The 24,933-nt window shown below is 73.8% G+C and carries 24 protein-coding genes and 1 tRNA gene; 14 read left to right on the forward strand and 11 right to left on the reverse strand.

Translation table 11 applies throughout. The features are described 5' to 3' along the window. Positions 1-124 precede the first annotated feature (124 nt). The gene (gene rpmB, locus ACSUPR_RS11080) at positions 125-310 is read left to right on the forward strand and encodes a 50S ribosomal protein L28 (protein WP_013151263.1); all 186 of its coding nucleotides are present in this window, start codon (positions 125-127) and stop codon (positions 308-310) included. Positions 311-434: 124 nt separating this feature from the next. Here the strand turns inward: rpmB and ACSUPR_RS11085 are convergent, their stop codons facing one another. Further along, positions 435-1,079, reverse strand: a complete 645-nt coding sequence (locus ACSUPR_RS11085; protein ID WP_436891059.1) for a cellulose binding domain-containing protein — start codon at positions 1,077-1,079, stop codon at positions 435-437. Between the two features lie 149 nt (positions 1,080-1,228). After that, positions 1,229-2,197, reverse strand: a complete 969-nt coding sequence (locus ACSUPR_RS11090; protein ID WP_436891060.1) for a thiamine-phosphate kinase — start codon at positions 2,195-2,197, stop codon at positions 1,229-1,231. Between the two features lie 116 nt (positions 2,198-2,313). On the opposite strand from ACSUPR_RS11090, the gene ACSUPR_RS11095 reads away from it, so the two are divergent. After that, positions 2,314-2,547 (forward strand): Lrp/AsnC family transcriptional regulator, encoded by a 234-nt coding sequence (locus ACSUPR_RS11095; RefSeq protein ID WP_436891061.1) that lies wholly within the window; start codon positions 2,314-2,316, stop codon positions 2,545-2,547. Positions 2,548-2,645: 98 nt separating this feature from the next. Further along, positions 2,646-3,032, forward strand: a complete 387-nt coding sequence (locus ACSUPR_RS11100; RefSeq protein ID WP_436891966.1) for a DUF3515 domain-containing protein — start codon at positions 2,646-2,648, stop codon at positions 3,030-3,032. An 82-nt stretch (positions 3,033-3,114) separates the two neighbouring features. Here the strand turns inward: ACSUPR_RS11100 and ACSUPR_RS11105 are convergent, their stop codons facing one another. After that, a complete protein-coding gene (locus ACSUPR_RS11105; RefSeq protein WP_436891062.1) occupies positions 3,115-3,885 on the reverse strand; it encodes a DUF3105 domain-containing protein in 771 nt (256 codons plus the stop codon). Positions 3,886-3,974: 89 nt separating this feature from the next. Between ACSUPR_RS11105 and ACSUPR_RS11110 the strand changes: the two genes are divergently transcribed. The 6 genes from ACSUPR_RS11110 (at position 3,975) to ACSUPR_RS11135 (ending at position 12,791) form a co-directional block, all read left to right on the forward strand. Next, entirely contained in the window at positions 3,975-4,706 is a 732-nt protein-coding gene (locus tag ACSUPR_RS11110) for a DUF305 domain-containing protein (RefSeq protein WP_436891063.1), read from the forward strand. 429 nt (positions 4,707-5,135) lie between these two features. Further along, complete coding sequence (locus ACSUPR_RS11115) at positions 5,136-6,596, forward strand: cytochrome ubiquinol oxidase subunit I (protein ID WP_436891064.1); 1,461 nt, start codon at positions 5,136-5,138, stop codon at positions 6,594-6,596. A gap of 14 nt (positions 6,597-6,610) precedes the next feature. Next, positions 6,611-7,714 (forward strand): cytochrome d ubiquinol oxidase subunit II, encoded by a 1,104-nt coding sequence (gene cydB / locus ACSUPR_RS11120; RefSeq protein ID WP_436891065.1) that lies wholly within the window; start codon positions 6,611-6,613, stop codon positions 7,712-7,714. Positions 7,715-7,888: 174 nt separating this feature from the next. Then, the gene (cydD, locus tag ACSUPR_RS11125) at positions 7,889-9,613 is read left to right on the forward strand and encodes a thiol reductant ABC exporter subunit CydD (protein WP_436891066.1); all 1,725 of its coding nucleotides are present in this window, start codon (positions 7,889-7,891) and stop codon (positions 9,611-9,613) included. After that, positions 9,610-11,382: a thiol reductant ABC exporter subunit CydC gene (gene cydC, locus ACSUPR_RS11130; RefSeq protein ID WP_436891067.1), complete on the forward strand. Its 1,773-nt coding sequence runs from the start codon at positions 9,610-9,612 to the stop codon at positions 11,380-11,382. Before cydD ends, cydC begins: the two co-directional genes overlap by 4 nt. Before the next feature lie 563 nt (positions 11,383-11,945). After that, entirely contained in the window at positions 11,946-12,791 is an 846-nt protein-coding gene (locus ACSUPR_RS11135; RefSeq protein ID WP_436891068.1) for an EI24 domain-containing protein, read from the forward strand. Positions 12,792-12,836: 45 nt separating this feature from the next. On the opposite strand, the gene ACSUPR_RS11140 is transcribed toward ACSUPR_RS11135, so the two are convergent. The 4 genes from ACSUPR_RS11140 to ACSUPR_RS11155 all read right to left on the reverse strand — a co-directional run bounded on the left by ACSUPR_RS11140 (position 12,837) and on the right by ACSUPR_RS11155 (position 17,107). Further along, a complete protein-coding gene (locus tag ACSUPR_RS11140) occupies positions 12,837-13,964 on the reverse strand; it encodes a D-alanine--D-alanine ligase family protein (protein ID WP_436891069.1) in 1,128 nt (375 codons plus the stop codon). A 63-nt stretch (positions 13,965-14,027) separates the two neighbouring features. After that, positions 14,028-15,236 carry a trans-sulfuration enzyme family protein gene (locus tag ACSUPR_RS11145; RefSeq protein ID WP_436891070.1) on the reverse strand — a complete coding sequence of 403 codons (1,209 nt, stop codon included), beginning with the start codon at positions 15,234-15,236 and terminating at the stop codon, positions 14,028-14,030. 12 nt (positions 15,237-15,248) lie between these two features. After that, positions 15,249-16,313 carry an NAD(P)H-dependent glycerol-3-phosphate dehydrogenase gene (locus ACSUPR_RS11150; protein ID WP_436891071.1) on the reverse strand — a complete coding sequence of 355 codons (1,065 nt, stop codon included), beginning with the start codon at positions 16,311-16,313 and terminating at the stop codon, positions 15,249-15,251. Beyond that, a complete protein-coding gene (locus ACSUPR_RS11155; protein WP_436891072.1) occupies positions 16,310-17,107 on the reverse strand; it encodes a lysophospholipid acyltransferase family protein in 798 nt (265 codons plus the stop codon). Before ACSUPR_RS11155 ends, ACSUPR_RS11150 begins: the two co-directional genes overlap by 4 nt. 276 nt (positions 17,108-17,383) lie before the next feature. Here ACSUPR_RS11155 and cofC point away from each other — a divergent pair, with 276 nt between their 5' ends. Then, positions 17,384-18,070, forward strand: a complete 687-nt coding sequence (cofC, locus tag ACSUPR_RS11160; protein WP_436891967.1) for a 2-phospho-L-lactate guanylyltransferase — start codon at positions 17,384-17,386, stop codon at positions 18,068-18,070. A 246-nt stretch (positions 18,071-18,316) separates the two neighbouring features. Here the strand turns inward: cofC and ACSUPR_RS11165 are convergent, their stop codons facing one another. From ACSUPR_RS11165 to leuC, 3 genes are all read right to left on the reverse strand, one after another. Further along, entirely contained in the window at positions 18,317-18,598 is a 282-nt protein-coding gene (locus tag ACSUPR_RS11165) for an HU family DNA-binding protein (RefSeq protein WP_073379845.1), read from the reverse strand. Between the two features lie 352 nt (positions 18,599-18,950). Beyond that, positions 18,951-19,544 carry a 3-isopropylmalate dehydratase small subunit gene (gene leuD / locus ACSUPR_RS11170; protein ID WP_436891073.1) on the reverse strand — a complete coding sequence of 198 codons (594 nt, stop codon included), beginning with the start codon at positions 19,542-19,544 and terminating at the stop codon, positions 18,951-18,953. Between the two features lie 32 nt (positions 19,545-19,576). Further along, positions 19,577-20,983 (reverse strand): 3-isopropylmalate dehydratase large subunit, encoded by a 1,407-nt coding sequence (gene leuC, locus ACSUPR_RS11175; protein ID WP_436891074.1) that lies wholly within the window; start codon positions 20,981-20,983, stop codon positions 19,577-19,579. 126 nt (positions 20,984-21,109) lie between these two features. On the opposite strand from leuC, the gene ACSUPR_RS11180 reads away from it, so the two are divergent. The 4 genes from ACSUPR_RS11180 (at position 21,110) to ACSUPR_RS11195 (ending at position 24,728) form a co-directional block, all read left to right on the forward strand. Beyond that, on the forward strand, positions 21,110-21,793 hold the full coding sequence (locus tag ACSUPR_RS11180; protein ID WP_436891969.1) for an IclR family transcriptional regulator: 684 nt from the start codon (positions 21,110-21,112) through the stop codon (positions 21,791-21,793). A 169-nt stretch (positions 21,794-21,962) separates the two neighbouring features. Continuing rightward, complete coding sequence (locus ACSUPR_RS11185; RefSeq protein WP_436891076.1) at positions 21,963-22,232, forward strand: hypothetical protein; 270 nt, start codon at positions 21,963-21,965, stop codon at positions 22,230-22,232. An 11-nt stretch (positions 22,233-22,243) separates the two neighbouring features. Next, on the forward strand, positions 22,244-23,953 hold the full coding sequence (locus ACSUPR_RS11190; RefSeq protein WP_436891077.1) for an SDR family oxidoreductase: 1,710 nt from the start codon (positions 22,244-22,246) through the stop codon (positions 23,951-23,953). A gap of 169 nt (positions 23,954-24,122) precedes the next feature. Continuing rightward, positions 24,123-24,728, forward strand: a complete 606-nt coding sequence (locus ACSUPR_RS11195) for a TetR/AcrR family transcriptional regulator (RefSeq protein ID WP_436891078.1) — start codon at positions 24,123-24,125, stop codon at positions 24,726-24,728. A gap of 80 nt (positions 24,729-24,808) precedes the next feature. Here the strand turns inward: ACSUPR_RS11195 and ACSUPR_RS11200 are convergent. Further along, positions 24,809-24,884 (reverse strand) — tRNA-Glu (locus ACSUPR_RS11200). Between the last annotated feature and the right edge of the window lie 49 nt (positions 24,885-24,933).

Raw genomic sequence — 24,933 nt, forward strand, 5'->3', positions numbered from 1 at the left:
TACCTTCCCTCGTGTACTCTTCCACGGTTGGCGTCCGCGCCGACCTGTCCGCCCGGCCCTCCCGGCCGGTTGAACCTTCGCGTGCGGCGACGTGCGCGATCCCGAACACTTGAATGGAGTTACCGTGGCTTCCGTCTGCGACGTCTGCGGCAAGGGACCAGGGTTCGGTAACAGTGTTTCCCACTCGCACCGTCGCACCCGCCGCCGCTGGAACCCCAACATCCAGACCGTCCGCACCCGTGTCGGCGGCACGCCCAAGCGCGTGAACGCCTGCACCTCGTGCATCAAGGCCGGCAAGGTGACCCGCTAGGGAGCACCGCCCCCGACAGGTCTTCGAGGCCCTCCGACTCCGGTCGGGGGGCCTTCGCCGTGTCCGGGGTGCCCTGAGCGCAGGCCCCGGGAGGGGCACGGCGCCGCGGGCGGGGCCGGCCCGCTCACAGACGGCAGACGTGCCCGTTGAGGGAGCAGCGGATCGGGCTCTGCGGGGCTCCCAGCGCCTGGAAGGTGAGGGAGGCGCTCTCCCCCGGGTCGAGCCTGTCGGCGGCACCGGGCTGGCGGGCCAGGATGCCGTCGTCGATGGCCTCCCAGTCGGCGCCCTCGACGTGGGTGATCTCGGCGTCCTCGAAGGCCAGGGCCAGCTCCCAGGCGTCGAGCCTGCTGCGGGAGGTGTTGGTGACGGTGACCTCCCCGCTGAAGCCCGCCTCGCCCGACTCCGTGATGCGGTAGGAGACGGTGGTGGGCTCGGTGCCCGCCTGGGTCTGCGGTGCGGGCGTCCCGGTCTCGGGCTGGGGGGTGAGGTCGCCGCTGGGGCCCGCCCCGTCCTGGGTGCCGGGGTTCTGCGCGGCGCCCCCGGGGCCGCCTCCGAACTGGAGGTAGATCTGGGTGGTGCTGTATCCGAAGAGGAGCAGGCCCAGGATCACACCGGAGACGACGAGCACGTTGAGCAGGCGCGGGGGCTCGACCCGTTTGGGGACGGTGCTCTCGATCAGGCCGCCGAGGCGGCGCAGCGCACCGGTGTCCGAGGGCTCGCTGCGGTGCGCACCGCGACGGGTGCCCTGCCGCTGGCCGTGCCGCCCCATGGACCGCCTCTCCCCGGGATCGGATTCCGATCGCCCGCCTCCGGTGCCCGGGACGCGGACACCTGCCCGGTGGCCGCGACGCGACAGGACCGGGCGATTCTCGGCCGCAAGCCTAGCGCGAGAGCTAAAACAGACAAATCCAAACGCGCTCATTCCTCGGGGAAATGATCCCACCCGGCGCGCTCGGGGATCCGCCCCGCGACGGTGACGTGCCGTTCCTCCTCCGCCGCCGGATGGACCTCCCCGATCCGGTGCCAGTGGGCGGGCAGGGGGGTCCCCGCGGGGAAGGTCGCCGCGAGGGCGTGGTCCTCGCCCCCGGCGACCATGAAGTCCAGGGCCCGGCCGGGCTCCGCCCCCAGGACGCGCACGGCCTCCTCCAGCGCGGGCTCGGGGCGCAGCAGGTCCGGGTCCAGGTCGATGCGCACCCCCGAGGCGCGGCAGACGTGGCCCAGGTCCTGGGCGAGGCCGTCGCTGACGTCGAGCATGGCGGTGGCGCCCAGCCGCGCCGCCTCGGGTCCGGCGGGGTAGGGCGGGGAGGGCCTGCGGTACTCGTCCAGGCAGGCGGCGGGCCCGTCGGTCCCGGCGGTGAGCAGGGCCAGCCCGGCGGCGGACAGGCCCAGGTGGCCGCTGTAGGCGACGGTGTCGCCGGGGCGGGCGCCGTCCCTGCGGACCGGGGCCCGGCCCTCGAGGTCGCCCAGCGCGGTGATCGCGATGGTGAGGGCGGTGGAGCCGACGGTGTCGCCGCCCACCACCGCGCCGCCCGCGGCCGCGCACTCGTCGCGCACTCCCAGCGTGAACTCCTCGGCCCACTCCAGGGGCAGGTCGGCGGGGGCGGCGAAGCCGATGAGCAGGCCGGTGGGGCGGGCGCCCATGGCGATGACGTCGGCGTAGTTCTGGGCCACGGCCCGGTGGCCGACGTCGCGCGCCGTGGACCAGTCGCGCCGGAAGTGGCGCCCCTCGACCAGCAGGTCCGTGGTGGCCACGGTCCGTCCGTCGGGGGCCGCGACGACCGCCGCATCGTCGCCGGGACCGAGGATTACATCGTCCGTCCTGGGGAATCGGCTCGTCACGCGTCTGATCAGAGCGAACTCACCCAGGCCCCCAATGGTGTTCTGCACAGGGAACAGGGTACGGTGACGCTCCGGCGCGGTGGTCTGGACCCACGTTCGTCACCCGTTCGTCATCGGCCGCACCGCCGGGTGCTCCCGTACCCGGCATGCACGAAGGAGTACACATGGTGCAGGCATACATCCTGATCCAGACCGAGGTCGGCCGCGCCGCCGAGGTCGCCGAGCGGATCAGGGGCATCGAGGGGGTCGCGGAGGCCCACGACGTCACCGGCCCCTACGATGTGATCGTCCAGGCCGAGGCCGGCGACGTGGATTCCCTGGGCTCCCTGGTGGTGGCCCGGATCCAGCGTCTGGAAGGGATCGCCCGGACGCTCACCTGTCCCATCGTCAACATCTGACCCGATCTCCGGAGCGTGTGGTGCGCGTACTCCTGCGCTGGACCCCGGTACTCCTCGCCCTGGCCGCCGCCACCGGGTGCGGGGCGCAGACGGTCCGCATGGAGCCGCCGCTTCCCGACCCCTCCGCCGAGGAGCAGTGCGCGGCCCTGGTGGCGGACCTGCCGGACACCCTCATGGACGCCGAGCGCGTCGGCGTCCGGCCCGCGTCCGAGCTGACGGCCGCCTGGGGCGACCCGGCGATCGGCCTGCGCTGCGGGGTGGAGCGGCCCGTGGCACTGGCCCCGGACTCCCTGCTCGAGGAGGTCAACGGGGTCCCCTGGCTGTCAGAGCCGGCCGACGCCCCCACCGTCTTCACCGCCGTCGGCCACGAGGCCTACGTCGAACTGCTGATCCCGACCTCCTACGGCCCCCCGGCCGCGGCGCTCACGGCCGTGAGCGACCTGGTCTCCGAGCACCTGGCCCCGCTGCCCGACGGGGAGCTGTGACCCCCTCCCTCCCGGAACGCGAAGGGGCGTGGCGACCGCGGTCGCCACGCCCCTCCTCTGTTCCGCCGCTCTGCGGGGTCCGCTACTCGGACTCCTCCTCGGTGGCCTCCTCGTCGGCGGGGGCCTCGCTCTCCCCGTCTGCCGGGGCGTCGCTCTCCTCTGCGCCCTCGGCGGGGTCGTCCATGCCCTCGGCGATCTGCTCCTCGCCGGCGGCGAGCATGGCCTCGACCTCCTCGGCGCTCTCGGCCACGCCCTGGGAGCACAGCGCGCCCGGCTCGGGGACGTCCCGGCTCTGCTCGAAGGCGCGGACGAAGCGCTGGAGGGCCTCGTCCTCCGGGTTGTCGACCGCGACCTGGCGGCCCCAGGCGGAGGCCACGATCGGGCCGTCCATCTCACCCTCGTAGGGGGAGACCAGCAGGTAGGAGCCCTGGGTGTAGAAGCCGTTGAGCGCCTCGACCTGGTCGGCGGGCAGCTCGGGGTCGTAGGCGATCCACACCGCTCCGTGCTCCAGGGAGTGGACCGCGAACTCGGGGGTCACCGGGGCGGGGTAGACGCCGCAGTTCTGCCAGGCGCTCCAGTGGTCGCCGCCGACCGGCGGGCTCTGCTCGTAGGAGACCTTCTCCCCGGTGGTGACGTGGACGTAGGAGCCCACCTCGTGCTCCGCCATCCCCGGGATCTGCCGGCTGCGGTGGTCCATGTAGAAAAGGAAGCCGATGAGGCCCACGACCAGCACGACCGCCGTGACCACGCCGGTGATGCCGAGGATCTTGCGCCGTCTCTCCTTGCGCAGGCGCTCCGCTTTGAGGGCGGCGGCGCGCTGGCGGCGCTCCTCCGCCGTCTTCTTCTTGGCCACTGGGTCTCCTGAGGTGGGTGGTGGGGCCTGGGACTTACCTATCCTCTACTTTGGCATCACAGTCGGGCGATTTGACCAGGATGGTTCCCATGGGAGATGAAAGCGGTACCGAGCGCGACCCGATCGGTGACCTCGGGCACGCCGCCGACTCCCCCGGGGACGCCGACGGGGAGGCGGCCCCCGGGGGGTTCCCGGAGGGGCCGGGCCCCCGCCCGGTCTCACTCGCGTCCGTTCCGACCTGGGCCGTCGTGATCCTGGTCGCAGTCTCCCTGTTCGGCGGCTACCTGTTGGGACGCCCCTCGTACCCGCTGGACACCGGCGCCGACGCGGGGTTCCTGCGGGACATGAGCGTCCACCACAACCAGGCCGTGGACATGTCGATGATCATCCTGGAGAAGTCCGAGGACCCCGAGCTGCGCACCGTCGCCACCGACATGGCCCGCACCCAGCAGGCCCAGGTGGGGCGGATGCAGGGCTGGCTGCTGGCCTGGGACCTGCCGCTGCGCGCCCCGAACGCGCCGATGGCCTGGATGGCGGGGCACGAGCACGGCGGCGAGGGGGGCGGGGCTCCCGAGAGCATGCCGGGGCTGGCCACCGAGGAGCAGCTCGCCGAGCTCGGGGAGGCCGAGGGCGTGGACGCCGAGATCGTCTTCCTGGAACTGATGATCGCCCACCACCTGGGCGGGATCGAGATGGCCCGGGCCGAGGTGGACCTGGGCCGGGAGGAGATGGTCGTGGACTTCGCCGAGGGGATGATCGAGGCCCAGGGGGCCGAGGTGGACCTCATGGAGCGGATGCTGGCCGACCGGACCGGCGGCTGACCCCGGCGCGCACCCGACGGCGGCGGCGACCCTCGCGGGGTCGCCGCCGCCGTTGTTCTCCCGGGGCCGCGATCGGCTCCGGCAGGCCGTGACCGCCTTCGGGACAGGGGCGCGGCGTGGTGCGGCCGACTGCCGTGGACGCGGACCCGGGAGGCCGTCCACGCACCCCCGCGCCGGTGCGCCCCTCCCCTTCGCACGCATGTGTCGGAGTCCACAGCGGCATCCGGCCGGAGGGGAGGGCTCCGGCGTCATCCCAGTCCAGGGCGGTGTCCTCGGCTCTCCAGCCGCCTCGGACCGCGGTCCGGACCCGTGCCCGCACCCCTCCCGGGCCCCTCAGGCGACCCCTCGGGGAGCCCCCGGACTCGTCTACGACAAGCTGTAGAACTACGATGTGTAGTACTACCGGAGGTCGGTATCTGAGAGGCGGATATGGAAGCCCTTGAACTAGCGCGGTGGCAGTTCGGTGTCACCACGATCTACCACTTCCTGTTCGTGCCGTTGACCATCGGCCTGTCGTTCATCGTGGCCGTGCTCCAGACCCTCTGGTACCGGACCGGTAGGCACGAGTACCTCCAGGCGACCCAGTTCTTCGGCAAGCTCTTCCTCATCAACTTCGCCATGGGCGTGGTCACCGGCATCGTCCAGGAGTTCCAGTTCGGCATGAACTGGAGCGAGTACTCCCGGTTCGTCGGCGACGTCTTCGGCGCCCCGCTGGCGATGGAGGCCCTGCTCGCCTTCTTCCTGGAGTCCACCTTCATCGGCCTGTGGATCTTCGGCTGGCACCGGCTGCCCCGCGCCGCCCACCTGGCCTGCATCTGGATGGTGGCGATCGGCACCAACCTGTCGGCGTACTTCATCCTGGCCGCCAACGCCTGGATGCGCCGCCCCGTGGGGTTCGAGGTCGACCCCGAGACCGGGCGCGCCCAGCTCAACGACATCTGGGCCGTCCTCAGCAACGACCAGGCCTGGTCCACCTACCTGCACACCGTCTCGGCCGCGTTCATCACCGCCGGGCTGTTCGTGGTCTGCGTCAGCGCCTACAAGCTGTGGCGCGACCAGAAGCACGGCGACACCGGGGTCCGCGGGGTGGCCCCGCCCAGGGGCGAGCGCGCCCTCTTCCGGGGCACGCTCAAGGTCGGCCTGGTCTTCACGCTCATCGCCGGGGTCGTCGTCGCGGTCTCCGGAGACCACCAGGCCAAGCTCGCCGCCGAGTACGAGCCGATGAAGCTCGCCGCCGCCGAAGCCCTGTGGGAGACCGAGGAGGGCGCCGCGTTCTCCGCCTTCGCGGTCGGGGACACCGACGCCCACTACAACCCCATCGACATCACCGTTCCCAACATCCTCAGCTTCCTCGCCACCGGAGAGTTCGACGGCGAGGTCCACGGGATGAACAACCTCCAGGAGGCGTACGAGGAGGAGTACGGCGAGGGGGACTACATCCCCAACGTGTTCGTCACGTACTGGTCGTTCCGCCTCATGATGGGCCTGGGCATGGCCGGGGTCGCCGTCGCGGCCCTCGGACTGTGGCTCACCCGGGGCAGGGACCGGATGCCGTCCGTCCAGGGCCGCCTGACCCGCTGGTTCTACCCGCTCGCCGTGCTCGCACTGCCGGCCGCCCTGGCCGCCAACATCTTCGGCTGGGTGCTCACCGAGATGGGCCGCCAGCCCTGGACCGTCCACGGCTACCTGCTCACCGCCGCCAGCGTCTCGCCCGGCGTGAGCCTGGGCACCGTCGCCCTGAGCCTGACCGGGTTCACCCTCATCTACGGCGTCCTCGCCGTCGTCGAGGTCGGCCTGCTCGTCAAGTACATCAAGGCGGGCCCGTCCCACCTCGTCCCCGCCCTCGAGAAGGACGGCGACGAGTCGAAGATCCCGCACTTCAGCTACTGAGGAAGCCCCTGATCATGGATCTGGCCGTCATCTGGTTCATCGCCATCTCGGTCCTGTGGATCGGGTACTTCGTCCTGGAGGGATTCGACTTCGGGGTCGGGATCCTGCTGCCGTTCATGGGCAGGCGGGACTCCGTCGACCGGCGGGTCGCGATCAACTCCATCGGGCCCGTCTGGGACGCCAACGAGGTGTGGCTGCTCACCGCGGGCGGCGCCATGTTCGCCGCCTTCCCCGCCTGGTACGCGTCCCTGTTCAGCGGGTTCTACCTGCCGCTGTTCCTCATCCTCATCGCGCTCATCCTGCGCGGCGTGGCCTTCGAGTACCGCGGCAAGCGCGACAGCGCCACCTGGCGGCTGTGGTGGGACCGCGCCATCTTCTTCGGCAGCGCCGCGCCCGCCCTGCTGTGGGGCGTCGCCTTCGCCAACATCGTCCGGGGCGTGGCCATGGACGCCGACCACATCGTCACCGCGTCGGTGCTCGACCTGCTCAACCCGTACGGGCTGCTGGGCGGGCTCACCACCCTGTCGCTGTTCACCCTGCACGGGGCGGTGTTCCTGAGCCTGAAGACCGACGGGCCGGTCCGGGCCCGTGCCCGCGCCGCCGCGCTGCGGACCGCCTGCGTCGCCGTGCCCGCCGGGGCCGCGTTCCTGCTGTGGACCCAGCTCGCCCACGGCCCGGAGTGGACCTGGCCGCTCGTGGCGGCGGCGGCCCTGGCCCTGGTCGGCGCGGTCGCCGCGGTGCGGGGGCGGCGCGAGGGCCTGGCGTTCGGGCTCACCGCGGCCACCGTCCTGGCCTCCGTGGCCGCCCTGTTCGGGTCGCTGTTCCCGAACGTGCTGCCCTCCACCACCGACCCGGCGTTCAGCCTCACCGTCCAGAACGCCTCCTCGGCGGACTACACGCTCACCATCATGACGTGGGTCGCCGTGGTGTTCCTGCCCCTGGTGCTCCTCTACCAGGGCTGGAGCTACTGGGTGTTCCGCAAGCGGGTCACCGGAGCCACCGTCACAGGTGAGACGGTCACCGGCGGCACCGGGAGCGGCGGCCTGGCCGCCGAGGGCCTCGTCCCCGGCGGGACCGTCTCCGGCAAGGACCCGGCCGGGGAGACCGCCGGCGCCTGACCCCCGGCGGGCGCGGTCCCCTCCCCCATCGCCCGGGGCGGGGACCGCTCCGCGTCCGGCGGCCATGGGCAAGACTAGGGAGCGCACCCGCCCGTCACCCTCGACCGCCCCGGCGGACGCCTCCGGCGCAGCCCTGTCCGTCCGCACGCACGCCCTCGCACCGAAGGGGTCCCATTGAAACCGCTCGATCCGCGCCTGGTGCGGACCGCCGGCGCGGTCCGCACGCACCTGGCCGTCTCCGTGCTCAGCGGGGTGGCGATCACCGGGCTGATCCTGGCCCAGGCCTGGCTGCTCGCCCACGTCATCTCACAGGCGTTCGCCGGGTCCGGCTTCGACGCCCTGGGGTGGGCGATCGCCGCCGTCGCCGGGATCGCCCTCGCCCGCGCCCTGCTGTCGTACCTGGCCGAGGCGTCCGCGCTGCACAGCGCGGCCCGCACCAAGTCGATCCTGCGGCGCCGGCTGGTCGCCCACGTCACCGGCGACGGAACGGTGTGGACGGCCGAGCGCGGCGCGGACGGGGACACCCCCAAGGCCGGGGAGCTGGTCACCCTCGCCACCCGGGGCCTGGACGCGCTCGACGACTACTTCGCCCGCTACCTGCCGCAGCTGGTGCTGGCGGCGATCGTGCCGCTGGCGGTACTGGCCGTGGTGTTCTGGGCCGACTGGATCTCCGGGATCGTCGTGCTGGTGACGGTGCCGCTCATCCCGATCTTCATGGCGCTCATCGGCATGCACACCCAGAGCCGGACCGAGCGGCAGTGGCGGCTGCTCAGCAGGCTCGGCGGGCACTTCCTCGACGTGGTGGAGGGGCTGCCGACCCTGGCGGTCTTCCGCCGGGCCAAGGCACAGGCCGCGCTCATCCGCCGGGTCGGCGAGGAGCACCGCAAGGCCACCATGGGGACGCTGCGGATCGCGTTCCTGTCCGCGTTCGCCCTGGAGCTGCTGGCCACCCTGGCGGTGGCGCTGGTCGCCGTGGAGGTGGGGCTGCGGCTGCTGGGCGGGCACATGGACTACCAGACCGCGCTGCTGGTGCTGATCCTGGCACCGGAGGCGTACCTGCCGCTGCGCGAGGTCGGCGCCCGGTTCCACGCGAGCATGGAGGGGGTGGCCGCCGCGGACCAGGTGTTCACCGAGCTGGAGCGGCGCCGGTCCGCGGACGGCGGCGGCCCCGCGCCGGCGCCCGTCGGGGAGCGCTCCCCGGCGGCCTCCGGCGACCTGCGGCTGCGCGGGGTGTCGGTGACCTACCCGGGGCGGGACCTGCCCGCGCTGTCCGGCGTGGACCTGACCGTGCGCGCGGGCGAGCGGGTGCTGCTCACCGGCCCCAGCGGATCGGGCAAGACCACCCTGCTGTCGCTGCTGCTGCGGATGAACACCCCGGCGGAGGGGCGGATCGAGGTGCGCGAACCCGGCGGCGACTGGGCGCCGCTGGAGTCCGTACCCGCCGACGACTGGCGGCTGGGGGTGGCCTGGGTGCCCCAGCACCCCTACCTGTTCGACGTGTCGGTGGCCGACAACATCAGGCTGGGCGCCCCGGACACACCGCTGGAACAGGTGCGCGAGGCGGCCCGGCTGGCCGAGGCCGACGAGTTCGTGTCCGCGCTGCCCGACGGGTACGACACCCGGCTCGGCGAGCGCGGCGCCCGGCTCTCGGCCGGGCAGCGCCAGCGGATCGCACTGGCCCGGGCGTTCTGCCGGGACGCCCCGCTGGTGCTGCTGGACGAGCCCACCGCCCACCTGGACCCGGAGAACGCCGCGGCGGTCCGCACCGCCGTGGACCGCCTCCTCGCGGAGCGCACCGCGGTCATCGTCGCGCACGACACCGGCTGGGCCGAGGCCGTCCTCGGCGCCCGGGTCGTCGAACTCCCGCTGCCCGGCCGTGAAGGGGCGCTGAGCCGATGAGCACGAACGACACCTCCCCCGCCGACTCCGCCCCCGTCCCCGAGGCGGAGCGCCGCCGGGACCCGCTGCGGCGGATGGCCGCACTGGCCCGGCCGCGGACCGGGCGGTTCGCACTGGGCGTCCTGCTGGGCGCCGTCGCCACCGGTTCCGGGGTGGCCCTGCTGGGGGTGGCCGCGTGGATGCTGGCCACCGCGGCGTCGCACCCGGCGATCACCGCGCTGGGGGTCTCGGTGGTGGCCACCCGGGCGCTGGGCGTGGGCAAGGGGGTGAGCCGGTACCTGGAGCGGCTGGTCACCCACGACGCCGCGTTCCGCACGCTGGCCGAGGTGCGGGTGCGGGTGTACCGGCGGCTCGCCGCCACCGAGCCCTTCGGCCGGTTCCGCTCCGGCGACCTGGTGTCGCGTCTGGTCAACGACACCGAGGCCACCCTGGACCTGCTGGTGCGCGGGCTGACCCCGCCGCTGGTGTCCCTGGTGACCGGCGGGGCCACCGTCCTGGTGGTCACCGCGGTGTACGCGCCCGGCGGGGCGCTGCTGGCCGCGGGCCTGCTGCTGGCGGGGCTGGCGGTGCCGTGGGCGGCCGCCGCACTGGGCCGGGCCCCGGGCCGCCGCCAGGCGGTGGCCCGCGGGCGGCTGTCGACCGCGCTGGTGGACACCCTGCACGGGGCGCCGGACCTCATCGCCTACGGGGCGATGGACCGGCAGGCGGCCCGGGTGTACGAGGCCGACGAGGAGCTGACCCGGATGGCGCGGCGCGACGCCGCGGTCCTGGGGCTGGGAGCGGGCGCGACCACGCTCATCACCGGGCTGAGCGTGTGGGGCGCCCTGCTCCTGGGGGTTCTGGCCGTGGAGGGCGGGGACCTGGACGCGGTGTCGCTGGCGGTGCTGGTGCTGGTGACCCTGGCCGCGTTCGAGATCGTCGCCCCGCTGCCCGCGGTGGCCGCGAAGCTGGGGGCGATCCGGGAGAGCGGGGCACGGCTGTTCGGGGTACTGGACACCCCGGCGGCGGTCGCCCCGGCCGCCCGCGCCGGCCTGGACCCAGACGGCGACTCCTCCGTGCGGGTCCGCGGGCTGCGGGTGCGCTACACCCCGGACGGGCCGTGGGCGCTGGACGGCGTGGACCTGGACGTCCCGGCCGGGGAGACGGTGGCGGTGGTGGGCCCCAGCGGGGCGGGCAAGAGCACGCTGGCGTCCGTCCTGCTGCGGTTCCGCGACCCCGACGCGGGACGCGTGGAACTGGGCGGCGCCGACATCACCGGATATCCGGCCGACGAGGTGCGCGCCGTGGTGTCGGGAGTACCGCAGGACCCGCACGTGTTCGCCTCGACCCTGCGCGAGAACCTCAGGCTGGCCCGTCCCGACGCGTCCGACGAGGACCTGTGGGAGGCGCTGCGCCGGGCCCGCCTGGCCGACGACGTCGCGGCGATGCCCGAGGGCCTGGACACCCGGGTGGGCACCCACGGCCTGGGGCTGAGCGGCGGCATGGTGCAGCGGCTGGCGCTGGCCCGCGCGCTGCTGGCGGCACCCCGGGTGCTGGTGCTCGACGAGCCCACCGCCCACCTGGACCCCGACACCCGCGACGCGGTGGTCGACGACCTGCTGGCCGCCGCCGAGGGCTACTCGACGCTGCTCATCACCCACGACCTCACCGGCCTGGACCGGGTGGACCGCATCGTCGTGGTCCGCGACGGCCGCGTCGTCCAGTCCGGCACCCATACCGAGCTCCTGGCCCGCGAGGGCTGGTACCGCGACGTCCACCCCGACCTCTAGGGCGTGTCCGGCGGACGTCCTCGCCCGGTTCGGCGCCTGCGCCGAGCTGCACGGGCGGCCGCCGGGCGGTCTCCCACAGGACGGCCGGCGCGGTCCGGCCCGGGTCCGGCTGCCCGGGCGCAGGCGTCGCGGCGGGAGGAGGCCCGGCGGCCGCGAGGCGGAACCGTCGAGCAGGTCCCGGCCGACCGCTCCGCCTCCGGCCCGGAGGGCTCCGGAGGCCGCACGCGCCCGCCCCGCACGGCCCGGGCCACCTGGCGGTGGCCGCGGCCGCCGGGGTCGGAGAACAGGGCGCCCTCCCCGGTCGCGGGTCGACCAGGAGGTGCAGGGGGACCCGGGCCCGGGCGTAGCCCTGGGCCCCGGCCTTCCGGTCGTGGAGCGCGCTGCCCGGGGAGACGGGCTCCAGAGCGAGTCCGACGGCCTCCACCGGGCGGATCCGCTCCGGGCCGTCCCAGCCCTCGCCGTCCGCCAGGGCGGTCGGCATCACCAGCAGGTCCGGCACCCAGCGGTCCGGGGGAACGGGGGCGGGTTGGCGGAGGCGGCGGGAATTGCCCTAATGTTCCAGCGTGGCCAATCCCGTACGTGAAGTCCTCGGCGGAGCCGGCGCGCTGGCGCGCGGCTTCGGCCTGCTCCTGCGCAAGCCCCGCCTGTTCGTCCTGGGCGCGCTGCCCGCCCTGATCACCTCGCTGCTGTTCCTGGCGCTGTTCGTGGTCCTGGTGGTCAACCTGACCGACCTGGCCGCGTGGGCCACCCCCTTCGCGGACGGCTGGGACGAGGTCTGGCGCAACCTGGTCCGCGGCGCCGTCGCCCTCGGCACGCTGGCCGGGACGGTCCTGCTGATGGTCGTCTCCTTCACCACCATCACGCTGGCCCTGGGCGCGCCGATCTACGACAAGATCACCGACCTGGTCGAGCACGAGCTCGGCAACGCGCCCGCCGAGTCCGACGAGTCGTTCTGGTCGTCGCTGGCCCGGTCGGTCCGCCAGTCCCTGGTGATCATCCTCGCGTCGCTGCTGGTGACCGTCATGGTGTTCTTCATCGGGTTCATCCCGCTGGCGGGCCCGGTCATCGGCTCGGTGCTGGCCGCCCTGCTGGGCGGGTGGCTGCTGGGGATCGAGCTGGTGGCGGGCTCGTTCGACCGCCGCGGGCTCCTCACCATCAAGGAGCGCCGCAAGCGGATGGGCACCCGGCGGCTGCGGATGCTGGGCTTCACCGTCCCGACCTACCTGCTGCTGGCGATCCCGTTCGTGGCGGTCGTGGTGTTCCCGGCCGCGACGGCGGGCGGCACCATCCTGGCCCGCCAGCTGCTGGGCGTCCCCGAGGTCCCCCGGGGAGCAGGCCGCCCGGCCCCGCCGGTGGCCCCGCCGCCCCACGGGCACCCGCAGGTGCCGCCCCCTCCCCCGGGGGCCTGAACACGAAGGGGGCGGCCCGCTCGGGCCGCCCCCTTCTCGCGTGTGTCAGCGCAGGCCCGGCGAGCGGCGCAGGGCCGTGGCGATCATCCGGTCCACCAGCGCCGCGTAGTCCAGCCCCGTGGCGGCCCACATCTGCGGGAACGCCGACGCCGGGGTGAACCCGGGCATGGTGTTGAGCTCGTTGACGAGGATCTCGCCGTCCTCGGTGTAGAAGAAGTCCACCCGGGCCAGCCCCTCGCAGCCCATCGCCTCGAACACCTCGGCGGCCAGCCCGCGCAGCCGCGCGGTGACGTCCTCGGGGATCTCCGCGGGAATGGTCAGCCCGCTGGTCGACAGGTACTTGGCCTCGAAGTCGTAGAAGTCGTACCCCTCCGCCACGTGCACCTCGGCCGGGAAGGAGACGTCGGGGGTGCCCCCGTCCTCGGACTCCAGGACGCCGCACTCGATCTCGCGGCCGACGACCTGGGCCTCCACCAGCACCTTGGGGTCGTGCTCGCGGGCCGCCTCGACCGCCGCGACCACCGCGTCGGCGTCGGAGGAGTCCCGCACCCTGCTGATGCCCACGCTGCTGCCCGCCCGGGCGGGCTTGACGAACACCGTCTCGCCCAGCTCGGCGACGTCGTCCAGGACCTTCTTGCGCTCGGTGCGCCAGCGCCGGTCGGTGATGGCGACGTAGTCGCTGGTGGGGATCCCGTTGCCGGTCAGGATCGCCTTCATGAACACCTTGTCCATGGCCGCGGCGCTGGAGAACACCCCGGCGCCCGCGTAGCGCACGCCCATCATCTCGAACAGCCCCTGGATGGTGCCGTCCTCACCGAAGGGGCCGTGCAGCAGCGGCAGCACCACGTCCACCTCGGCGAGCCGCGAGGGCCCCTCGGCGGGGTCCACCACCATCAGCTGCCCGGCCGCGTCGAAGGGCAGGGCCAGGTCCCTGCCGCCCTCCTCCGGCACCGTCGGCAGGGCCTTGGTGCCCTCCTCGATGCGCAGCCGCTCGGGGTCCCCGGAGGTCAGCACCCAGTTGCCGGTCTTGGTGATGCCGACCGGCACGACCTCGTAGCGGTCGTGGTCGATCACGGACAGGACGCTGCCCGCGGTGACGCAGGAGATCTCGTGTTCGGAACTGCGACCGCCGAAGACGACGGCGACCCGGATCCTTCGCTGCTCGGACGACATGGTGCTGACCCTTTGTACTCGTTACCGGAACGGACCGGGGGTTCTCCCCGGCCGCGCTGTGTGTCAGTTGCCCCCGAGGGCCGCCAGGGCGTCCCCGATGAGGTCCCGGGGGTCCTCCAGACCGATGGAGAACCGCACCGCACCCGGTGAGATGCCGGCGGCCGCCAGTTCGACGTCGTTCATGTTCCGGTGCGACGTGGAGGCGACGTGACCGGCCAGGGTGTGGGTGCCGCCCAGGGAGGCGGCGATGGTGGCGATCCGGAGCCGGTCGGCGAACGCCATCCCCGCCTCCCACCCGCCGCGCGGGTGGACGGTGACGACGGCACCGAAGCGGCCGGGGTCGAACAGCTTGGCGGCCAGTCCCGACTGCGGGTGCGACTCCAGGGACGGGTGGTCGACCCGCTCCACCAGCGGGTGGCCCTCCAGCGCGGCGGCGAACGCCGCGGCGCTCTCGCACTGGCGCTGCACCCGCAGCGGCAGCGTCTCCAGCCCCCGGTGCAGCAGGTACGCCTCGTCGGGGGCCAGGCACGGTCCCAGGTCCACCCGCGCCGACCGGATCCGGTCGATGAAGGAGGGTGCGGCCACGGCCACGCCGCCGGTGGTGTCGCTGTGCCCGCCGATGTACTTGGTGGCCGAGTGCACCACGATGTCGGCCCCGTACTCCAGGGGGCGGCACACCGCCGGGGAGGCGAAGGTGGAGTCGACCACGAGGGCGGCCCCGGCCTCCCGGGCGATCTGCGCCAGTCCGGGCAGGTCGGAGACGGTCATGGTGGGGTTGGACAGGGTCTCGGTGAACAGCACGGCGGTGTCCGGGCGCACGGCCCCGCGCACCGCGTCCAGGTCGGTGATGTCCACGAAGTCGGTCCGCACCCCGAACCGGCGCAGCAGCCGGCCCAGCAGCGAGTAGGTGTTGCCGTAGATGGACTGCGACGCCACCACGTGCGAGCCCGCCTCGGTGAGCGCCATGAACACGGTGCTCAGCGCGCCCATCCCGGAGGCGAACGCCTGGCCGCGCACCCGGTCGGGCAGGCCCGCGCCCTCCAGCGCCGCGACCGCCTCGGCGAAGGCGTCCACGGTGGGGCTGTCGATGCGGGCGTAGGAGTAGCCCTGCTTCGCACCGGACAGGACGTCGGCGTAGTCCTGGGAGGTGTCGAAGGCGTAGGTGGTGGCCCGGTGGACCGGCATCCGCATGGGACGCTCGGCGGGCACGGCCGCGGGCGGCGGGGAGGCCGCCCGGGTGTGCTCGCCTCCGGCCGGGGGTGTGTACGACATCGCTGCTCGCTCTCAGACCCCGTAGCGCTCGGGTTTCGCACTGCGCGCCATGAACGCGACGAGTGCCTCGGCGGGGCTCAGGTCGTGGTGCATCATCTTGACGACGGCCTCGGTGATCGGGAGGTCGACCCCGTGGGCCCACCCGAGTTCGAGGACCGATTCGGAGGACTTGACCCCCTCGGCGGTCTGCCGGGTCTCGGCGATGACCTGCTCAAGGGTCTTGCCCTTGCCCAGTTTCTCACCGAAGGTCCGGTTCCGCGACAACGGAGACGAGCATGTCGCGACGAGGTCCCCCATCCCGGCCAGACCGGAGAGGGTGTGCTCGTCGGCCCCCAGGGCCACCGCCAGGCGGGTGGTCTCGGCCAGGCCCCGGGTGATGAGCGAGGCCTTGGTGTTGTCGCCGAACCCCATGCCCTCGGCCACGCCCACGGCCAGCGCGATGACGTTCTTCATGGCTCCGCCGATCTCCACGCCCACCAGGTCGGTACTGGTGTAGGGCCGGAAGTAGGGGGCCTTGAACAGCGCCTGGAGGCGGACGGCGGTCTCCTCGTGCGGGCAGGCGACCACGGCGGTGGCGGGCTGGCGCCCGGCGATCTCCCTGGCCAGGTTGGGCCCGGAGACCACGGCGATGCGCTCGGCGGGCAGCTCCAGCACCTCGGCGATGATCTGCGAGGCCGTCAGGTGGGTGCCCAGCTCCACGCCCTTCATGAGGCTGACGACCACCGCGTCCCCGCGCAGGTGCCCGCGCCACTTCGCCAGGTTGTCCCGCAGCGTCTGGGTGGGCACCGCCAGCACCACGACCTCGGCCCGCGCCAGCGCCTCGGCGGCGTCGGCGGTGGCGGTCAGCCGCGGGTTGAGCTTGACGCCCGGCAGGTAGTCGGGGTTCTCCGAGGTCCGGTTGACGGCGTCGACCACCGCGTCCCGCCGCCCCCACAGGACGACCTCCGCGGCGGGGGCGGCCGGGTCCTGGGAACGGGTGTGGTCGGCGGCGTCCGCGATGAGGTTCGCGAACACGGTGCCCCACGAGCCGGAGCCCAGGACGGCGATCCGCACGCTGTCGTTGCCCGCCACCGTCACTCGCCCGCACCCTTCGTCGCGTTGTCGCCGTCGGCGCCCTCTCCGGCCGCCTCCGCCTTCTTCCTCTCGGCCTCCTCCAGCCGCGCGCGCTTGAGGTCGTAGCGCACCGCGGGCGGCTCCTCGCCGCGGATCTTCGCCTGGAGGGCGGTGATGTCGTCCATGATCACGTCGGTGGCCTCCTTGAGGAGGCCGGCCGTCAGCGGCTTGCCCCTGAAGCGCTCCAGGTCCACGGGGGGACCGGCCCGGAACTCCAGGCGCTTGCGCGGGAACAGGCTGGGCTTCTTGGAGCCGTAGGGCAGGATGTGCTGCTCGCCCCAGTGCGCCACCGGGACGACGGGGACGCCGGTGGTCAGGGCCAGCCGGGCGACACCGGTCTTGGCGCTCATCGGCCACAGGCCGGGGTCCCGGGTGCAGGTGCCCTCGGGGTAGAAGATCACCGATGCGCCGTCGCGGGTGAGCGCCAGCTCGGCCTCCTTGAGGGCCTTGACGGCGTCGGTGGTGCCGCGCTTGACCGGGATCTGCCCCGTGCTCTTGGCGACCGAGCGCACCACGGGGATCTTCATGACCCCGTCCTTCATGGTGAAGGTGGGCCAGCGGCGGGCCCCGATGTAGAGGAAGTGCGCGACCGTCAGCGGGTCGACCAGCGACAGGTGGTTGGCCGCGATGATCACGCCGCCCTGGGCCGGAACGTTGTCGGTGCCCTTCCAGTCCGGCTTGGTGACGAACCACAGGACGAGGCGGACGATCCGGGAGACGACCGCCTTCACCCATCGCGATTCTCGTTGCTTGGCCACGGGACTCCTCATTCCATCGCTCCCTGGTCCCTACCGGACCTCGAAGCACAATCGGTTCAGTTTAGGACGTGTGCGGCGGGCGATCGCCCTGCTCGGCAGGGGCGGTCCCCGCGGTGTCGACGCATCCCGGGGCCCGCCCGCCGCCCCCGACACCCTCCGGTCGACCGCCACCGCCCGCTCACGGACGGCCTACGGCCGTGGCCCCTCCGAGCCGCGCCCCCGCGAGGCCCTACCCTCGTCACTGTCGTGGCCGTACGAACGTCCCGGGAGGAGAACGTGGCCGGCGTCGGAGAGCGGGAGGGGGCCGCGGGCCCCGGAGTGCGCTGGTCCCTGATCGTCCCAGTCAAGCACCTCGGGCTCGCCAAGTCGCGCCTGGCCCCGGCGCCGGGGCCGCAGCGGGCGGAGCTGGCCCTGGCGTTCGCCTGCGACACGGTGGCCGCCGCGCTGGAGTGCCGGGCGGTGGCGGCGGTGTACGCGGTCACCGACGACGCGCGGGCGGGCGCGGCACTGGCGGCGCTGGGTGCGGCGGTGGTGCCCGGGGAGCCGGGCACCGGCCTCAATCCCGCGCTGGTGCACGGGGCGCGGGCGGCCCTGCGGGAGACGCCGGGAGCGGGCGTGTGCGCGCTGTCGGCGGACCTGCCCGCGCTGCGCCCGGCGGAGCTGGGCCGGGTGCTGGCGGCCGCGGCCGGGTACGGCCGGTCGTTCCTGGCCGACGCCCCCGGAGTGGGGACGACCCTGTACGCGGCGGCGCCTGGGCACCAGTTCTCCCCCGCGTTCGAGGGGGCCTCGCGCGAGCGGCACCTGGCCTCCGGGGCGTGGGAGCTGCTGCTCCCGGGCGTGGAGTCGGTGCGCCGGGACGTGGACACCCCCGGGGACCTGGCGGCGGCGCTGGAGCTGGGTGTGGGGCCGCGCACCCGGGAGCTGGCCGCGGAGCCGCTCCGGAGGGGGCCCGCGGGTCCCTAGCCCGCCCGTCTCCCTCCACCACCCTCAACCGACGGCCCCCGGCCGCAGCACCCCGCCCGTCTCCCTCCACCACCCTCAACCGACGGCCCCCGCCCGCAGCACCCCGCCCGCCGCCCTCCACCACCCTCAACCGACGGCCCCCGCCCGCAGCCCTCCACCACCCTCGACCGGCGGGCTGCGGACACGACTCCGCCCGGGTCCGTCGGACCCGGGCGGAGTGCGGTCACGGTCTCCTGTGAACCGTGCCTACTTCTTGTCCCCGTTGACGAGCGCCTTGAAGTCGGCGCCGGCGCGGAACTTCGGAACGAAGCTCGCGGGAACGTCGATGGTGGCGCCGGTGGCGGGGTTGCGGGCGGTGCGCGCGGCGCGCTCCGCCTTCTCGAAAACGCCGAAGCCGGTGATGGCGACCTTGTCGCCCGACGCCACGGTGGCCTGAATGGTCTCAAGCACAGCGTTGACCGCTTCGGTCGCGGTCTTCTTGTCTCCGAGTCGGTCGGAGATCGCGTCGATCAGGTCACGCTTGTTCATAAGGTTCCTCCGGTTCCCCCTTGCTCGCACGAAATTAGGGGACACAGAGGCTCTTGCACAAATACAAACGCCTGCGGTTAGGGCGTGTCGGGTCCGGTCCGACCTGCGCGGTCACTCTCCGGGACGGGTCCACCGCGGACTCGGGGGCATCGGGACAGGTCCCTTTTGCCCCCCTCTGTGATCCTCAAATGCCTATGTATAACCGGATTCCGGACGAGCGGTGGACCATGTTCACGGATACGGGAAGTGCCGCCGTTCGGTCACGCCAAGTAAAGGTAAAATATTTGGGGGCCGACGGGTGCGCTGCGTCACACAGCCCCGTCGACCCCCGTCCCGTAAGGGGTTCGGATCGCTACAGCGTCACCGGCGACCACGGCTTGCGGTGCTTCTCGAACTCCGTGATCGCGTCCGTGTGACGCAGAGTCAGCCCGATGTCGTCCAGGCCCTCCATGAGCCGCCACCGGGTGTAGTCGTCCAGCTCGAACGGCTCCTGCACGCCGGCCCCGGGGGCCCGCACCTCGCGCTCGACGAGGTCCACGGTGATCTCGGTGGCCGGGTCGTCCTCGACGGCCTTCCACAGCCGCTCGATGACCTCCTGCGGCAGCAGCACGGTCAGCAGGCCGCCCTTGAGCGAGTTGCCGCGGAAGATGTCGGCGAACCGGGGGGACAGCACGGCCTTGAAGCCGTAGTCCTGCAGCGCCCAGACGGCGTGCTCGCGGGACGAGCCGGTGCCGAAGTCGGGTCCGGTGACCAGCACCGACGCGCCCTGGTACTCGGGGCGGTTGAGAACGAACTCGGGGTCCTCGCGCCACTCGGCGAACAGTCCGTCCTCGAACCCGGTGCGGCTGACCCGCTTGAGGTAGACGGCGGGGATGATCTGGTCGGTGTCGACGTTGCTCGCGCGCAGCGGCACGGCCCGACCGGTGTGGACGTGGAACTTCTCCATGGCAGGTCTCCTCCTGTCGTGGTCGGGCTCGGCTACAGGTCGGCCAGGTCGGCGGGCGAGGACAGCGTGCCGCGCACCGCGGTGGCGGCGGCGACCTGCGGCGACACCAGGTGGGTGCGGCCGCCCTTGCCCTGGCGCCCCTCGAAGTTGCGGTTGGAGGTGGAGGCGCTGCGCTCACCGGGCTTGAGCTGGTCGGGGTTCATGCCCAGGCACATGGAGCAGCCCGCCTCCCGCCACTCGGCCCCGGCGGCCTCGAAGACCGCGCCCAGGCCCTCGGCGTTGGCCTGCTCCTTGACCCGCATGGAGCCGGGGACCACCAGCATCCGGACGCCGTCGGCGACCTTGCGGCCCCGGAGGATCTCGGCGGCGGTGCGCAGGTCCTCGATCCGGCCGTTGGTGCACGAGCCCAGGAAGACGGTGTCCACCCGGACCTCGCGCATCGGGGTCCCGGCCTCCAGTCCCATGTAGGCCAGGGCCTTCTCGGCGGCGGCGCGCGCGGAGGGGTCCTCGAAGGAGGCGGGGTCGGGCACCGCGGCGTCCAGGGGCACGCCCTGGCCGGGGTTGGTGCCCCAGGTGACGAACGGGCTGAGCTCGTCGGCGTCCAGCACGACCTCGGCGTCGAAGACGGCGCCCTCGTCGGTGCGCAGCGTCCTCCAGTGCTCGACGGCCGCCTCGAAGTCCGCACCCCGCGGGGCGTGCGGGCGGCCCTCGATGTAGTCGAACGTGGTCTGGTCCGGCGCGATCATCCCGGCCCGGGCGCCCGCCTCGATGGACATGTTGCACACGGTCATGCGGGCCTCCATCGAGAGGGACTCGATGGCCTCGCCCCGGTACTCGATGACGTAGCCCTGGCCGCCGCCGGTCCCGATCCGGGCGATGACCGCCAGGATGATGTCCTTGGCGGACACCCCCGGGCGGAGCTTTCCGTTGACCGTGACGGCCATGGTCTTGAAGGGGGCCATGGGCAGGGTCTGGGTGGCCAGCACGTGCTCGACCTGGCTGGTGCCGATACCGAAGGCCAGCGCGCCGAACGCGCCGTGGGTGCTGGTGTGGCTGTCGCCGCAGACGATGGTCATGCCGGGCTGGGTCAGGCCGAGCTGGGGGCCGACCACGTGCACGACGCCCTGCTCGATGTCGCCCATGGGGTGCAGGCGGATGCCGAAGTCGGAGCAGTTCTTGCGCAGCGTCTCGACCTGTTTGCGGGAGACCGGGTCGGCGATGGGGGCCAGCAGGTCCAGCGTGGGGACGTTGTGGTCCTCGGTCGCGATGGTCAGGTCCGGACGGCGCACCGGGCGACCGGCCAGCCGCAGGCCCTCGAAGGCCTGGGGGCTGGTCACCTCGTGCACGAGGTGGAGGTCGATGTAGAGCAGATCCGGCTCGCCTTCGGCACGCCGGACGACGTGCTCCTCCCAGACCTTCTCGGCCATCGTGCGTGCCATGGGCGATCGCCTCTCTCGTTCGTGCCGTTGCGCGGACTCTGACTTGCATTCCATATTTCGAGACGGCAATATCAAGTCATGGACAACTCTAGCTCATCCAGCGGCGTCGGCGTACTCGACAAGACGATGTCCGTCCTGGACGCCCTGGAATCGGGACCGGCCTCCCTGGCCCAGCTGGTCCAGATCACCGGACTGGCCCGGCCCACGGCCCACCGGCTGGCGGTCGCGCTGGAGCGGCACCGCATGGTCACCCGGGACAGCCAGGGGCGCTTCGTGCTGGGGCCCCGTCTGGGCGAGCTGTCGATCGCCACCGGGGAGGACCGCCTGCTGGCCGTGGCGGCCCCGGTCCTGGTACAGCTGCGCGACCTCACCGGGGAGAGCGCCCAGCTGTACCGCCGTCAGGGGGACGTACGCGTGTGCGTGGCCGCCTCCGAGCGCACCAGCGGCCTGCGCGACACCGTGCCGGTCGGCAGCGAGCTGCCCATGAACGCGGGGTCGGCGGCGCAGGTGCTGCTGGCCTGGGAGGACCCGGACCGCATCCGCCGCTCCCTGGTGGGCGCCCGCTTCACCGCGGCCAGCCTGGCCCAGGTCCGCCGCCGCCGCTGGGCCCAGAGCGTGGCCGAGCGCGAGCAGGGCGTGGCCTCGGTGTCGGCACCGGTGTCCGGCCCGGGCGGGCGCGTGATCGCGGCGGTCTCGGTGTCGGGCCCGATAGAGCGGCTGACCCGCTCGCCCGGGCGCATCCACTCCCAGGCGATCCTGTCGGCCGCCGAGAAGATCAGCGAGTCCCTGCACAGCGTCGAGGGCCACTGACCCGCACCGCACCACCGCCGCCCCGGCCCCGCGCTCCGGACCGGCGGTCCCGCGGCGGACACGGACCCCGCCCGGCCGTCGCCGGGCGGGGTCCGATGCGTCCGGCGCGGGACGGACCGGAACGGGGCCGGCCGTGGACTCTTGTTGACAGATTGTCTAACATGACGCCATGTCTCATGAGAGTGTGACCGGGGACACCGCACCTCCACAGGGGTCGGCCGCGACCCGCGGTCTCCGGCGGCCCGCCCGCCGGGACACCTCCGGGGCCGCCGCGGCCCCGGTGCCCGGGGCGACGGGACGCGGGGGCGCGCGCCGCACCCGCGACCGCCTCACCGGACACGGCGTGCGGGACCGGTTCCACGCCCCCATCGCGCGGTTCGGTGCCGGTCCCGCGCACGACCGGCCCATGGACGGCCGCGCCCCGGCCGCCGCCCCCTGAGGAGATCCCGAGTGCACCGGTACGTCACCGCCTCGGACGGCCAGCGCCTGGCCGTCCGCACCACCGGACCCGCCGACCGCCCTGTTCTGCTGCTCGTCCACGGCTACCCCGACAACTCCTCCGTCTGGGACGCCCTGGTCGAGGAGCTGGCCGGGGAGTACCGCATCGCCGCCTACGACGTGCGCGGCGCCGGGCGGTCCACCGCCCCCGGCACCCGCGCCGGCTACCGGATGGACCGGCTGGCCTCCGACGTCGCCGCGGTCGCCGACGCGGTCGCCCCGGGCCGTCCGGTCCACCTCGTCGGCCACGACTGGGGGTCCATCCAGAGCTGGCACGCCGTCACCGAGCCCCGGTACGCGGACCGGTTCGCCTCCTACACCTCGATCTCCGGTCCGAGCCTGGACCACGCCGGGCACTGGTTCCGCTCCGCCCCCGACGGCCTGCGCGCCGTCCTGCGCCAGGCCGTGCGCTCCGGGTACATCGGCTTCTTCCACACCCCGGTCGTCCCGGAACTGGCCTGGCTGACCGGGCTGGGCGGGCGGGTCCTGGCCGGGCTGGAGCGTTTCGGCGGCGGGGACGTGCGCCCGGCCCGCCGCACCACCCGCGACCACGTCAACGGCCTGGCGCTGTACCGGGCCAACATGGCCCCCCGCCTCACCCGCCCCGCCGGGCGCCGCACGGCGGTCCCGGTCCAGGTGCTCGCGCCCACCCACGACGCGTTCATGGTCGATCAGCTCCAGTCCAACGCCGGCCGCTGGGTCGACGACCTGCGCTTCCACCGCTTCCACGGCGGGCACTGGTCGCTGCGCTCGCGTCCCGGCGCGGTCGCCGCCCGGCTGCGGGCCTTCGTCGGGGAGGTGGAGGCGGGCACGCCCCGCCACCGCCGCTCCCCCGCCGCCCGCCGCCACGGCGGCGCCTTCGCCGGCCAGGTCGCCGTGGTCATCGGCGCGGGCGGCGGCCTCGGCCGGGCCCTCTGCCTCGAACTGGCCGAACGCGGTGCCCGGGTGGTCGCCGCGGACCCCGACGGTCCGGCCGCCGAGCGCACCGCCGAACTGTGCTCCCTGCTCACCCCGGGCGCGGCCGCCCGGCCCGTGGACGTCGCCGACGCCGCCGCCGTGGAGAAGCTCGCCGCCCGGGTGCGCGAGGAGTACGGGGTGCCGGACCTGGTCGTCAACAACGCCGTGACGGGCGCGGCCGGACCGCCGCCGCGGACCCCGGCCGCCGACGCGGGGAGCCCGGTCGGCACCGTCCTGCGGGGCGTGGCCCACGGCTGCCGCGCCTTCGCCCCGATGATGGTGGAGGCCGGTGGCGGCGGCCGCATCGTCAACATCGCCCCTGCCCCCGGCCACCCGCCGTCGCTCAGGGGCGGGGCGTACCCGGCCGCCCGGGCGGCCGTGTCGGCGTTCAGCCGCTCCCTGCGCGGCGAACTGGCCGCCTCCGGCGTCGGCGTCACCGCCGTCCTCCCCGGCCCCGTCGTCGGCGGCGCCCTCGACGCCGCCCGTCCGCCGGGGAGCCCCGCCCCGGAGGAGGCCGGGGCGCGCCCGTCCCTCCCGTCCCGCTGCGGCAACGCCGCCGAAAGGGCGGCGCGCAGCATCGCGGACGCCGTCGCGGACGCCCCCGCGGTCCTCCCCGTGGGCGCCGGGACCCGCCTGGGCCCCTACCTGTCCCGGTTCGCCCCGGGCGCGGTCCGCGCCCTCGCCGGGGCCGGGCTCCCGGTCTGAGCGGGCCGCCGGCCCCGGCGGCCGGCGGTAGGTTCGGAGGGAACGATCGAGCGGCCTCCGGGAGGTTGTCACCACGGTGGTGTCCCACAGGACCGACCGTCACCTGGCGCGGGTGACCGGGTCGGAGTCCCCGGCGAACCCGTCGGGGCCGGGGCGCCGGCCCCGCCGCATGGCGCCGCACGAACGCCGGGAGGACCTGATCCGGACGGCGCTGGACGTGTTCGCCCTGCGCCCGCCCGGCGAGGTCACCCCGGAGGACATCGCCGAGGCCGCGGACGTGTCCCGCGCGCTGGTGTACCGCTACTTCCCGAACATGGCCGAACTGCGCCGCGAGGCGCTGGAGCGGGCCACGTCCGAACTGCTGGAGCGGCTCGTCCCTCCCGCGGAACTGGAGCCGCTGGACCAGCTGCGGCGCTCCCTGGTCCGGTTCATCGAGTTCGCCGACTCCTACTCCCCCGCCTACGTCGCCCTGCTGCGCGGCGGCTCGGTGATCGCCACCGAGGAGACCGAGGCGGAGATCGACCGGGTGCGGTCGGGGGTGCTGGGGCTGATCCTGGACCGGGTCGGGCCGCGGCGGCCCTCTCCGCTCCTGGTGCTGGCGCTGCGCTGCTGGATCTCGGCGGTGGAGACCGCGGTGATGCTGTGGCTCCAGGAGCGCGGGCGCACCGCCGAGGAGCTGGCGGACTGGCTGCTGGACCAGCTGGTCGCGATGGTCCTGGCCTCCGGCGCGCCCGAGGAGGAGCTGGGCGCCCTGAAGGACCGCGCGATCCGGTAGGCCCCGGGGACCGCCCCCCGGCCGGTGGCCCCGGTCAGAAAACGACGAAGGCCCCGCCCTGGTGGGCGGGGCCTTCGTGCTGGTACCCCCGAGCGGATTCGAACCGCCGTTACCGCCTTGAGAGGGCGGCGTCCTAGGCCACTAGACGACGGGGGCCTGGACTGCTCATGTGGTGATCGGCGCGACCACCGATCTCCCACGATAC

Origin of the sequence: Nocardiopsis dassonvillei (genome assembly GCF_964273065.1) — a bacterium.
Classification (GTDB): Bacteria; Actinomycetota; Actinomycetes; order Streptosporangiales; family Streptosporangiaceae; genus Nocardiopsis; species Nocardiopsis dassonvillei_B.